This window comes from Sphingomonas ginsenosidimutans, assembly GCF_002374835.1.
GTDB classification, from domain to species: domain Bacteria; phylum Pseudomonadota; class Alphaproteobacteria; order Sphingomonadales; family Sphingomonadaceae; genus Sphingomonas; species Sphingomonas ginsenosidimutans.
The window spans coordinates 1-11417 of record NZ_NWVD01000019.1; the positions used below are offsets into that span (position 1 = coordinate 1).

Sequence of the window (11417 nt, forward strand, 5' to 3'; positions counted from 1 at the left end):
GATCCCATCCCGAACTCGGCCGTGAAACCCGTCCGCGCCAATGGTACTACTGCCTAAGCAGTGGAAGAGTAGGTCGCCGCCAGGCATTGAAGCCCGCGTCACACCCCCAGCACGCAAAAGAACCCTTCACAATCTCAATCACATCACCAGGAGCCTCAAAACTCCCGTCGCGGGGTGGAGCAGCCCGGTAGCTCGTCAGGCTCATAACCTGAAGGTCACAGGTTCAAATCCTGTCCCCGCAACCATCTCAACTTGCGATCGGCCCGCCCCTCCGGCGGGCCTTTTGCTTTTGAGCGATACCGCAAGAATCCCCGCCAGATCGCCGCGCACGTCGATCTGAAGCTCGCCATTCTCCGGTGTCAGGATGATCTCGCGCACCAGCGAGCGCAGCACATCAGCCGCCACCATCCGCTTGGCTTCCGAATCCTCCTGGAGCGCCGCATACAGTTCATCGACCTGGATGTGATAGTGATGCGCCATGTTCGGGTGCAGGAGGGGAGGCGGTTCCTCGGCCTCTTGCAGGAACGCCTTCAGCTCCTTCTGGCGGCTTTCCAGGTCCTTCATCTGCTTCATCATGCGGGTGGGCGCGTCATCGCTGCCCGACGCCATGATGAGCTTCATGAGCTTATCCAGCTCTCGGTCGATCCTTTTGATCTCGGCCTCGGCCGCATCGATAGAGGCACGGCGTTCCATGCGCAGCCGATTCATCTCGCGCGTGAACTCGTCACAGAACTCCTTGAACAGCGCCGGGTCCATCAGGTGGTGGCGTAGCGCGTTCAGCACCCGCGCTTCGAGCTGATCGCGGCGGATGTTCTTGCGGTTGTCGCAGGTGCCCTTGTTGCGGGCCGTTGAGCAACCGACCAGATCGGCTGAGATCATCGAATAGCCGCCACCGCAGCAACCGCATTTGGTCAGGCCCGAGAAGAGGTATTTGGGGCGTCGGCGTTCCCGGAAGTGGTTCTCGGTCTCGCCGTCGTCGCTGTGGTTCCGTTTGACCGCCCGCTGGCGCTCTTTCACGGATTGCCAGAGGTCGTCATCGAGGATGCGCAGTTCGGGAACGTCCTGCGTGATCCATTCCGATTCCGGGTTCATCCGCGCCTGGCGTTTGCCGGTGTCCGGGTCTTTGAGGAAGCGTTGGCGGTTCCAGATCAGCTTGCCGACATACATCTCGTTGTTGAGGATGCCGTTCCCGCGTTTCGGATTGCCATTGATCGTGCTGAAACCCCAGTCACCGCCGCCCGGCGCGGCGATGCCGTCCTTATTCAGCTCGAAGGCGATCCGCTTGGCTGACTTGCCGGCGGCATAGTCACGGAAGATGCGGCGGATCACCTCGGCCTGCACCTCGTTGACGGTGCGATCGCCGCGCACGGGCTCGCCATTGCCATCGAACTTCTTGACCACATCATAGCCGTAGGCGTTGCCGCCGCCGGATTTGCCCAACTCGACCCGCCCGCGTTGACCGCGACGTGTCTTGTCGGCGAGATCCTTGAGGAACAGGGCATTCATCGTGCCCTTGAGGCCGACATGCAGATGCGTGACCTCGCCCTCCGACAGGGTGACGATCTTCACGTCGGCATAGGCCATGCGCTTGAACAGGCCGGCAATGTCTTCCTGATCGCGCGACAGGCGATCCATCGCCTCCGCCAGCACGAGCCCGAAGCGCCCGCGCGTCGCGTCGGAGATCAGCGCCTGGATGCCGGGGCGCAGGAGGGACGCGCCAGAGATCGCATGGTCGGTATATTCCTCGACGATCTGCCAGCCCTGCTTCTCGGCATGGAGGCGGCAGATGCGGAGCTGGTCGGCGATCGAGGCGTCGCGCTGATTGTCGGATGAATAGCGGGCGTAGATCGCGACCTTCACGATGCTCTCCTCACGAATGTCAGGAGCGCGGCGGGCGGCGTTCCTTCATCTGTTCCTCGTAGACCTGCCGCGCCGCACGGCGAGCGAGCAGGCGTACCAGCTCGACCATGCGCGGATCGGGGCCGTCGCCGCGCCGCACGAGCGTCAGTTCCGGCTCGACGAGCCGGAGCGTGCTCCTGTGCTTTGGGCGGTTGCCGTGGTCCATCGTTGCGCCGTTCGAAGCCGATTGCAAGGTGATCGTCTTCACGATTTCCTTGATCGACAGTATAAGCAATCGAAATCACGGGCGAATATTTGGCGGAAAGGGGCGTTGTTAGAGTGGCGCGCGGATAGTCCGGCGCGTTGTCTCGCGCTCTGGCAGAGGGAAAAGACCGCCCCATTGCGGGGTTATTGGTCGGTCGTAGAGGTCCGTTCTGCATCGAACTGGCTCCCGCGCATCCTTCGCCTTGCTTGATGACGAAAATAGGTCTATATGTCCGGTTATATCACGGAGGGTCGCGATGGGCAACGCCGCACAGACAAGAGCAACGAGGAACTACCGCGCGCGTCTGACGCAGCGCGGCTTCACCCGTTTCGAGATCATGGCGCTGGAGAGCGACCGGGATCTGATCCGCTCGCTCGCCAAACGTCTGGCTGAAGAGGGGCCGGAAGCGGAGCAGGTGCGCGCCGCGGTGAAGACGGTCGTGGCCGGTGAGCCGCCCAAGCCCGGCGGCATTCTCTCAGCGCTCCGCCGTTCGCCGCTGATCGGCGCCGATCTCGATCTGTCGCGTCCGCGCGAGGAAGGTCGCCCGGTGGACCTGTGACCCGCTATCTTCTCGACACCAACATCATCAGCAACGTCGTCAAGCCGCAGCCTTCTGAAACGCTGCTGGCCTGGTGGGCGGAGCAGCGCGATGAGGATCTGTTCATCGCCTCGCTGACGGTCGCGGAAATCCGGCGCGGCATCCTCGAAAAGCCACGCGGCAAGAAGCGCGACGCACTCGATGCCTGGTTCACCGGAGCAGAAGGGCCGCAGGCGCTGTTCGCTGGCCGTGTGCTGCCCTTCGACGACAAGGCCGGGCTGATCTGGGCGCGGTTGATGGCCGACGGCAAGGCCGCTGGCCGCCCGCGCAGTGGTCTCGACATGATCGTCGCCGCCGTCGCCGGCGCCAATGACTGCGTGGTCGTGACCGACAATGAGAAGGACTTCGCCGGCATCAAGTTCATCAATCCCATGCGGGAGGCAACATGATGCCTATGCTGGTAGACCGCTCGGGAGATCGTCATGGCTGAAACTCAGATCGAGTGGACCGATGCGACCTGGAATCCGGTGGCCGGGTGCTCAATCGTCACAGCGGGTTGCACCCATTGCTATGCGATGGAGATGGCCAAGCGCCTTGAGGCGATGGGTATGGAGAAATATGCCGGTCTGACCCGGAAGACCGGGCGGCGCACGGTGTGGAACGGCGTGGTGCGCGAGGATCGCGGTTCGCTCGCCATCCCTCACGGCTGGCGAAAGCCACGCAAGATTTTCGTGAACTCGATGAGCGATCTGTTTCACGAGGAGGTCAGCGATGCCTTTATCCTTGATGTCTGGCAGGTGATGCGCGAGACGCCGCGTCACAATTATCAAATCCTGACCAAACGGCCCCAACGCATGGCAGAGCTGGTTGCCGGAAAGATCGGCGAGGTGCTGCCCAATGTCTGGCTCGGAACCAGTATCGAGGACGCGAATGTCGTCGATAGGATCGGTCATTTGCGCGCCGCGCCAGCCGCGATCCGCTTCATTTCCTTCGAGCCGCTGATTGGTTCTGTCGGTGCTGTTGATCTTCAGGGCATCCATTGGGCCATTGTGGGCGGGGAAAGCGGCAAATCGGCGCGACCAATCCGTGAGGAATGGATCGATGAAGTCTATGTCCAGTGCCAGTTGGCAAACACTGCTTTCTTTTTCAAGCAATGGGGCACTTGGGGCAAAGACAATAAGAAGAGGTCAAAGAAAGCTAACGGACGCGAGTATCGCGGCCGGACATGGGATGAGATGCCTGCTGCACCTCAATCATCTGTATAATCGGGGCTGAGGGGGGAGTATGACTGCTAAGCAGTATGAATGGGTCGATGGCGCAAAACTGGATGAACACTCCAAGCGCAAACATAAAATTCTTCGCGAATATATTTTCGATTACCTGACCGTTCGCTGTAAATTACCTCAGCGTGAACGGTTTCGTCTTTCTATCGTTGATGGCTTCGCTGGGGGCGGTCGCTACCAATGCGGTTCGCCGGGTTCGCCGCTGATTTTCATAGAGGAACTCAAGCGTGCCGTAGAGTCTGTGAACACGCAACGTGCGGTGCAGGGGCTCGGTTTGATTGAGGTGGAGTGCCTTCTGATTTTCAACGATGCCAGCCGGGACGCTGTCGAACTTCTGAAAACTCATGTCGCGCCGATGCAAAACGAGATCGCGGCGATCTGTCCCAAGCTGCACCTGCGCGTGGAATATCTCAACGAACTCTTTGAGGCCGCCTATCCCAAGTTCAAGGGCTTTCTGGAACAGGGGCGCTACAAGAACGTCATTTTCAATCTTGACCAGTGCGGCGACAGCCACGTTAATCGTGAAACGATTATCGATATCATGCGATCTTATGCGTCCGCCGAAATCTTCTACACCTTCATGATAAGTTCTCTTCTGGCTTTCTTAAAGAAAGATCAGCCGGATCAACTCACCAGACGTCTTGACTATCTCGGCATCAAGGGCGCGGACATCACGTCGCATAACGATGTCATGAGCAAAAACGACTGGCTTGGCACGGCGGAGAAGATGGTCTTCGAGGTGTTTCAGCGATGCGCACCTTATGTCAGTCCGTTCTCGATCAACAACCCTGATGGCTGGCGCTATTGGTTCATTCATTTTGCCAATGTCTGTCGTGCGCGACAGGTCTATAACAACATCCTCCACGATAATGCGACCTATCAGGCACATTTCGGTCGTTCAGGGCTCAATATGCTTTCCTATGACCCTCGTGACGATGAGGGCAGGCTCTATCTGTTCGATCAGGATGGTCGTGCTTTGGCCAAGGAACAGCTCATGGGCGATATTCCTCGTCTCGTGACCGATGCTGGAGATGCGATGTCGGTGACGGAATTCTATGAGAGCATTTACAATATCACGCCTGCCCATGCCGACGATGTGCATGCCGCGATCATCGAGAATCCGGATCTGGAGGTCATCACGCCGGCTGGTGGAGAGCGCCGCAAAGCGAACACGATCGCGGCCGACGACATCATCAAGGTGAAAAACCAACGTAGCTTTTTCCCGATCTTCTTCGACGGTGGCGTCGGCCGGAAGGGAGGCAAGAAATGATAGCGCCTCCTGTGCTCCCGGTCGAATGCTGGCTTGCGCGCGCCAAAACTTTCGAACGGGAGGTTCGCCACATCACTGACAGCGGCTTGCCGTCCTGTCGCGCCCGCGACTCCTTCGGTTACTAAAAGGAGGGAAGGGGAATGGCGCAGTTCAACGATTGGTGCCTTTCTGCCGATGAACCCGTCGGGAATCATCTCCGCCGGGTGATGACTGGCCAGGTCGCGCAGCTTCCGGCCGGAATTCAGGCCACGGCGGCAATTGTCCCCTCGCACTACGCGTCGGAGGAACAGGTCGCGCGTGCGCTCTCCCGCCTCGGCAAGTCAGCCGCCGCCGCCCTGATCCAGGGCAAGCTTCCAACCACCAAAGCGATCCGCTCCGGCGATCTCGGCGAAATCTACGCAACGGAATGGATCGATAGCCACAGTGGCGGCTATCGCGCTCCGATCAAACGCCTCCGGTGGAAGGACCACCGCAACATGGCGATGCGCGGCGACGATGTGATCGGCATTTTTCAGGACGCTCAGACCCAGCGCCTGAATTTCCTGAAGACCGAAGCGAAGAGCCGCGTCGCGCTCACGGCCCAGGTGCTTACTGAAGCCCGTGCCGGTCTCGATAAGGACGGAGGACTGCCGTCCGCCCACGCCCTGTCGTTCATCTCGGCTCGTCTCCTCGAACTGAACAATCTTCCGCTCGCCGATGCAATCGATGATGCATTGCTGAAACACGGCATCCCACTTCAAAGCGTCCGGCATCTCCTATTCACATTTTCCGGAAACGCGCCGGACGCCCTGCTGACTGCGTCCCTCCAGGCCTATCCAGGCCCCGTGAACCAGTGGGGCGTTGGCCTGCGCGTGGAGGGCCACGCCGCCTTCATCGGCGCGGTTTATGACCAAGTGATTGCCAATGCCAACAACGCCTGAAGCGATCATTGCCGATATCACGGAAGCGGCGACGGCTGGATTTCGGGGACGTCTCATAGCCCGCGGCCAAGCACGCGCAATCATCTGGCGCGACGGCGCGCTTCCGCCCGATGCGCCGGCCTTTGCGCCCCAGCTCAGCTACGATCTGCATTCCTACGGCTACGCGCTTCTCGGACTGGGCCTGCGTCTCCGCGAGCTCGGCGGTGACGCTGTTCAGGCACGCATCGCCTTTGAACAGGCCGCAACCGCGCTCGAGGCTGTCATCGCTAAGGGCAACCGCCAGGAGGTCGATCGGGACTTCCATTTCGTGATAGCAGCAGCAAGCTACCATCTGGCGCACCTCTCCGCACGGGCCTACTCCTTACTTGCGATCGTTGAAGCCGACGAGAATTTTTCGCCGATCGAACGCGTGCTCGCACAGTTGATGAGGCGGAACTTCGCAGCCCTTCGCGCCGGCGTGCTAGATTACCGCGCTGCGGGCGAAGGGAGCGATGCCCGGATCGCTGCGACCATTCAGGGCCATCTCGATCAGATCGAGGGTTCCGCCAATCCTGTCGATGGCGGCGGTGACTTCCTCTTTGATGGTCTCGACACGGCGCTGACCGACGCCTTCTTCGCGGCTATGTCCCTGTTCCTTCTAGCTCTGGATCGGGGTGAGCGACCGTTGCTCGATCAGGCGTTAGAGCGGCTTCAGGTGAACCTCTCCATCTGCAGCGAATTGAACATGCTGCCGCAGTGGTGGGCGCATCGCATCGCGATCCACCTCCTATCAGACCTCTGGTCGAGCACTTTCCACGAAAGGGTGCCGCTTCAGCCAATCGGCGACCAAGCAGCCGATTGGCCTCGGCTTCGCGAGTTATTCATCGCACTTCTCCAGCGGCGCCCCAAGGCTGAGGTCGATCTGTGGCCATCCCAAATCGAGGCGGCAGCACGGGCTGTCGACCAATCCGATGATCTAGTGGTTTCCCTGCCAACGAGCGCCGGCAAGACGCGCATCGCGGAGCTATGTATTCTGCGCTGCCTGGCCGGTGGCAAACGGGTTGTCTTTGTCACGCCGCTACGCGCGCTCTCGGCCCAGACGGAAACGACCCTGCAGAGAACGTTCGGCCCGCTCGGCAAAACAATCTCGGCGCTGTACGGCAGCATTGGGGTCAGCGGTTTCGACGAGGATGCGATCCGCGAACGGGATATCGTCGTGGCGACGCCTGAGAAGCTCGACTTTGCGCTTCGTAACGATCCGTCTCTTCTCGATGACGTAGGTCTTCTGGTCTTCGACGAAGGGCACATGATTGGCCTCAATGAACGCGAGGTCCGCTACGAGGTACAGATCCAGCGGCTTCTTCGTCGGCCGGACGCACACGAACGGCGCATCGTGTGCCTCTCGGCGATCTTACCCGATGGAGATCAGCTCGAAGATTTCGCGGCATGGCTGCGTCGCGATCACCCCGGTGGCCTCATCAAGAATGACTGGCGTCCCACCCGACTCCGATTCGGCGAAGTGGTATGGGCGTCGCCGACGGCCCGGTTGAACCTTCGCGTCGGCGACGAGCGCCCTTGGGTGCAGCGCTTCCTCACCGGTGCCGCGCCGCCGAACTGGATTCCGCCAAAGCGGCGACGAACCCGCCTGTTCCCTGACAATCAACGCGAACTCTGTTTGGCAACGGCCTGGCGGCTGATCGAGGACGGGCAGACCGTCCTGATCTTCTGCCCCGAGCGGCGAAGCGTCGAACCCTTTGCGGACGTCATCGTCGACCTTCATGAGCGTGGCGCGTTGCGATCGCTGCTCGAAGCCGAGCCCGCGGTCCTGAACACCGCGATCGCGCTGGGAGAAGAATGGCTGGGACCGAACAGTGCTATTCTTAAATGCCTTCGGCTGGGTGTCGCGCTCCACCACGGCGCTCTGCCGACCGCCTACCGTAAGGAGGTGGAGCGCTTGCTGCGTGACAATGTGCTCAAGGTGACGATCTCGTCCCCGACCTTGGCACAAGGCCTCAACTTGTCCGCTACGGCTGTGATCATGCACTCGCTTCACCGCAATGGTGAGAAGATCGAAATCTCCGAGTTCAAGAATGTCATCGGACGAGCTGGCCGTGCCTATGTCGATGTCGAAGGCGTCGTTCTCTTCCCCATGTTTGACGATATTGCGAAGAAACGGCGCAACTGGGAGGCTCTCATTACCGATCTCGGTGCTCGCGAGATGGAGAGCGGCTTGGTGCGGCTCGTCGCAGCGCTCCTGGCGCGCATGCGCGCCCGCGTCGGCGGCGATCTCAACCAGCTCGTTGAATATGTTGCCAACAATGCCGCTGCCTGGACCTTTCCAGAGGTTGCGAACGAAGAGCCAGAGGATCGGGAACGTGCGTTTGCCGACTGGGAGCGGCATCTTGCAACGCTCGATACGGCTATCCTCAGTCTAATTGGCGAAAACGACGTCCCTGACGAAGGCATTGAGGCCGCATTGGACGCCATTCTCCAATCGTCGCTCTGGCATCGTCGACTTTTGCGCCAGAACGAGAATGTTCAGCAGGTACTCAGGGCAGGTCTTGTCTCGCGAAGCCGACTTATCTGGAGCCAATCAACGGCGCAGCGTCGCCGCGGCTATTTCCTGGCCGGGGTTGGATTGACGACTGGGCATGCCCTCGACGCGATCGCTGCGGAAGTCAATCTCCTCCTCATCCAGGCCAATGGAGCCATTTCCGAAGGGGATACGGAGGCGGCGATCGCCGCTATCACGGCTCTGGCTGGCCGTGTCTTTACCTTTTACCCATTCACGCCTGATCCGATGCCAGCAAACTGGCGGGACATCCTGCGCGCTTGGCTTCTTGGTCAGCCTCTTGCGGGTATCGCCGCCGGGCAAGAATCGGAGACGTTGCAGTTCATTGAGGGAGGCTTAGTCTATCGCCTTCCCTGGGCCATGGAGGCAATCCGCGTCCGTGCAGCCGCAAACGGCGATACGGTCGGCGTGTTTGATCTTCGCCTCGAAGATCATGAGCTTGGTCTCGCTGTTCCTGCTGTCGAAACCGGTACACTGAATCGTTCAGCCTCGATCCTTATCCAGGCCGGCTTCAATTCAAGGCTTGCCGCTATCAAAGCCGTCACCGACACCGGCGCCACTTTCCAAACCGGCCAACAGTTTCGGCTGTGGCTTAACTCGGAGGCAGTCGCCGCATGGAGCGCACAACCGGATTGGCCGACAGCAGAGACCAAGGTTATGTGGGTGGACTTCGTGCAGAGTTTCACGCCGCGCGAAAACCGGACCTGGACCGATCGCCGATACTGGGCAAGCGTGGCATGGCTCGGCGCGCCGCCGCCGGCGGGCACGTTGGTCCAAATTCATCATTGGGCTGGTCAGCCTTGCGTGCTTTCGGCCGACGGCACGCCGCTTGGCACCGTGCAGGCAGCACTCAATCCTGGCAGAGTCGGGCTTTTGCGTGCCCAAGTAGCTCAGGACGTCAGCCGGCTCGACATCACCTACTTGGGGCCAGCCGACCTATCCGGCACATGATGAACTATAATCTGCCTGCTGATTGCGCCCGCACCGCCTTCTGGATGTCCTCGACGAACGCCTTGATCAGATCGGCGTTGTTCTGAACGAAGGCCTTGGTGAAGACCTTGAGTTCGTTTCCGTCCTTGTCGAAGCCGTTCCGGTGGACACAGTCATGGCGCAGCAGCACCGCCTTGAAGAGGCTCTTCTTGTCGCTGGCGAGTGCCAGGATGCCGACTCCAAGGGCGATGTTGTAGAGCACATCGACCTTCGCAAGATTGTGATACAGGATCGAGCGCAAATGCTCTTGGACCTTGCGTTTGACCAGCCCCGGCTCCTTCGAGATTTCGGCTAGCGTGAATTTCTCCTTCGCCAGATCGCCGTCCTGATCGATCAAACGCTGCATCGCGTTCGTATCTCCCATGACTTCCTTCATCAGAGTGTCGCCAAGATAGGCTTCCAGCGCCGTAACCTGATGTGAAAAGATCATCCGATTGAGAAGATGGCCTCCATTGTCGTTTCCATGATCCGCCAGAAGATCGCCAGTATGATGATAGGAATCCATGAAAATAGTGAATGGATTGTCGGGCGCCGTATAGTCGATCCACTCGTCCGGCTCTGGTTCAATCTGGTTGAGTCCATAGTTGAAATTATCGATAACCTCATGATGGCCGGCGTTTGTCTCACGATAGTTTTCGATGCCAATCGGATATTCCCAAACTACCCAAGTCAAATTGCCAAGTTCTGGATGTTCAATCATCGCCTCATAGTGGATTTCAGGGCCCATCTGTCGCTCTTCGCCGCCGACAGCATCCCAGTCCAGCTCGTCGTTTTCGATATCGTAGATTTCGCCCGTCATTTTGTGCCGAATGCGGGCCGTTCCTTTGCAGTACACTTCCATTAATTCCTCCGGAAATTTCGATGATCATATCATCAAGCTTGCGTTCGCTTATGTGCAAACTTGAAATTGTAGGGAAAGCCTTCCCCTGCGACCGAGCCTCACGTCTCGGCCGACCCCTTCTGCGGGGAGACCCCGCAACGCCCCCTGAGAGTGAGAGTGCTGAGGGGATTTCCGTGACGGGTTGAGGGCTGGGGAAGAGGTCTCCGGCGCCCGTCATGGAGATTGATCCCATGAACATGCAGGTGCTGGAAGCCCGCCGTGATGTCAGCGGCGGCTATAAGGTGGACGTTTCGCGCGGCGAACGTGTCGGCCGTGTTTCGTCCGAATGGTTTTCCCGCCCGCACGACGAGCGGTTCCTGTCCCTCGGCGAACTGGCCGGCGCGGTGCGCGGCCGAGCCGAACGCAGCCGCACCCGTGTGGTGGAAACCGCGCTGATCCATGTCGAGGCAAACCGCACCGATCCCGAGCGGCTGTCGCTGATCTTGCCGGGTGCCGAGGCGCCCGTCGCCCCGACGCATTGGAGCTTCGGTCAGCTCGCCGCCCGGGTCGGTGCGCCCGCCGCTTATCTGCGTAATCTTCCCTCCGCGCTTGTCGGGATCAATCTGCAATATGGCCTCACCTCGAACCGGGCTGAACAGATCGGTCCCGGCGTCACCGTCATCGCGGCGGCTGATTGTCAATCGGCGTCCAAAAAGGACCCCCTATCGGCGTCCAAAAGGGACCCCGTTTGTCGAGCGGTGTGACGGGTATGGCGGGCGTGCCGTTCGCGCTGGTTGCGGCGTAGGGCGGGCGTAGCCCGACCGGAGGCGCAACCAGCGCGAAGCATCTTCTGCCGGTGGTCCCGCGCGTCAGCTGCGGTGCTTGAATCGCCAGCTGTCGTTGCCGGTCTCGACGATGTCGCAGTGGTGGGTAATGCGGTC

At 60.1% G+C, this 11417-nt stretch carries 10 protein-coding genes, 1 tRNA gene, 1 rRNA gene and 2 pseudogenes; 10 read left to right on the forward strand and 4 right to left on the reverse strand.

Annotated elements, in window-relative coordinates; all coding sequences use genetic code 11:
* The 3 genes from rrf to COA17_RS19980 all read left to right on the forward strand — a co-directional run.
* A 5S ribosomal RNA gene (gene rrf / locus COA17_RS17900) occupies positions 1-85 on the forward strand; the annotation flags it as partial.
* Positions 86-168: 83 nt separating this feature from the next.
* A tRNA-Met gene (locus tag COA17_RS17905) sits at positions 169-245 on the forward strand.
* A gap of 7 nt (positions 246-252) precedes the next feature.
* Positions 253-771, forward strand: a complete 519-nt coding sequence (locus COA17_RS19980) for a hypothetical protein (protein WP_245857937.1) — start codon at positions 253-255, stop codon at positions 769-771.
* 54 nt (positions 772-825) lie between these two features.
* On the opposite strand, the pseudogene COA17_RS19985 reads toward COA17_RS19980, so the two are convergent.
* A pseudogene (locus COA17_RS19985) lies at positions 826-1860 on the reverse strand (recombinase family protein); the annotation flags it as partial.
* A gap of 19 nt (positions 1861-1879) precedes the next feature.
* On the reverse strand, positions 1880-2107 hold the full coding sequence (locus tag COA17_RS17915) for a hypothetical protein (RefSeq protein ID WP_217991025.1): 228 nt from the start codon (positions 2105-2107) through the stop codon (positions 1880-1882).
* A gap of 253 nt (positions 2108-2360) precedes the next feature.
* Here COA17_RS17915 and COA17_RS17920 point away from each other — a divergent pair, with 253 nt between their 5' ends.
* The 6 genes from COA17_RS17920 (at position 2361) to COA17_RS17945 (ending at position 9617) form a co-directional block, all read left to right on the forward strand.
* Positions 2361-2663, forward strand: a complete 303-nt coding sequence (locus tag COA17_RS17920) for a hypothetical protein (protein WP_075635808.1) — start codon at positions 2361-2363, stop codon at positions 2661-2663.
* Positions 2660-3091 carry a PIN domain-containing protein gene (locus COA17_RS17925; protein ID WP_096614208.1) on the forward strand — a complete coding sequence of 144 codons (432 nt, stop codon included), beginning with the start codon at positions 2660-2662 and terminating at the stop codon, positions 3089-3091. Before COA17_RS17920 ends, COA17_RS17925 begins: the two co-directional genes overlap by 4 nt.
* 33 nt (positions 3092-3124) lie before the next feature.
* A complete protein-coding gene (locus COA17_RS17930) occupies positions 3125-3907 on the forward strand; it encodes a DUF5131 family protein (protein WP_096614210.1) in 783 nt (260 codons plus the stop codon).
* A 19-nt stretch (positions 3908-3926) separates the two neighbouring features.
* Entirely contained in the window at positions 3927-5195 is a 1269-nt protein-coding gene (locus tag COA17_RS17935) for a three-Cys-motif partner protein TcmP (protein ID WP_096614212.1), read from the forward strand.
* 140 nt (positions 5196-5335) lie between these two features.
* The gene (locus tag COA17_RS17940; protein ID WP_096614214.1) at positions 5336-6115 is read left to right on the forward strand and encodes a Hachiman antiphage defense system protein HamA; all 780 of its coding nucleotides are present in this window, start codon (positions 5336-5338) and stop codon (positions 6113-6115) included.
* The gene (locus COA17_RS17945) at positions 6099-9617 is read left to right on the forward strand and encodes a DEAD/DEAH box helicase (protein ID WP_096614216.1); all 3519 of its coding nucleotides are present in this window, start codon (positions 6099-6101) and stop codon (positions 9615-9617) included. Before COA17_RS17940 ends, COA17_RS17945 begins: the two co-directional genes overlap by 17 nt.
* Before the next feature lie 4 nt (positions 9618-9621).
* Here COA17_RS17945 and COA17_RS17950 read toward each other — a convergent pair whose 3' ends face one another.
* Complete coding sequence (locus tag COA17_RS17950) at positions 9622-10497, reverse strand: hypothetical protein (protein WP_096614218.1); 876 nt, start codon at positions 10495-10497, stop codon at positions 9622-9624.
* A 230-nt stretch (positions 10498-10727) separates the two neighbouring features.
* On the opposite strand from COA17_RS17950, the pseudogene COA17_RS17955 reads away from it, so the two are divergent.
* Positions 10728-11138 (forward strand): annotated as a pseudogene (locus COA17_RS17955) (DUF932 domain-containing protein); the annotation flags it as partial.
* A 207-nt stretch (positions 11139-11345) separates the two neighbouring features.
* Here the strand turns inward: COA17_RS17955 and COA17_RS20205 are convergent.
* On the reverse strand, positions 11346-11417 hold a 72-nt coding region (locus COA17_RS20205), incomplete at its 5' end, for an ATP-binding protein (RefSeq protein ID WP_217991017.1).

Bases quoted from the DNA above. Each gene is read 5' to 3' on its own strand.
- COA17_RS17920 (WP_075635808.1), top strand. From the start codon at position 2,361: ATGGGCAACGCCGCACAGACAAGAGCAACGAGGAACTACCGCGCGCGT.
- COA17_RS17930 (WP_096614210.1), top strand. From the start codon at position 3,125: ATGGCTGAAACTCAGATCGAGTGGACCGATGCGACCTGGAATCCGGTG.
- COA17_RS17935 (WP_096614212.1), top strand. From the start codon at position 3,927: ATGACTGCTAAGCAGTATGAATGGGTCGATGGCGCAAAACTGGATGAA.
- COA17_RS17940 (WP_096614214.1), top strand. From the start codon at position 5,336: ATGGCGCAGTTCAACGATTGGTGCCTTTCTGCCGATGAACCCGTCGGG.
- COA17_RS17945 (WP_096614216.1), top strand. From the start codon at position 6,099: ATGCCAACAACGCCTGAAGCGATCATTGCCGATATCACGGAAGCGGCG.
- COA17_RS17950 (WP_096614218.1), bottom strand. From the start codon at position 10,497: ATGGAAGTGTACTGCAAAGGAACGGCCCGCATTCGGCACAAAATGACG.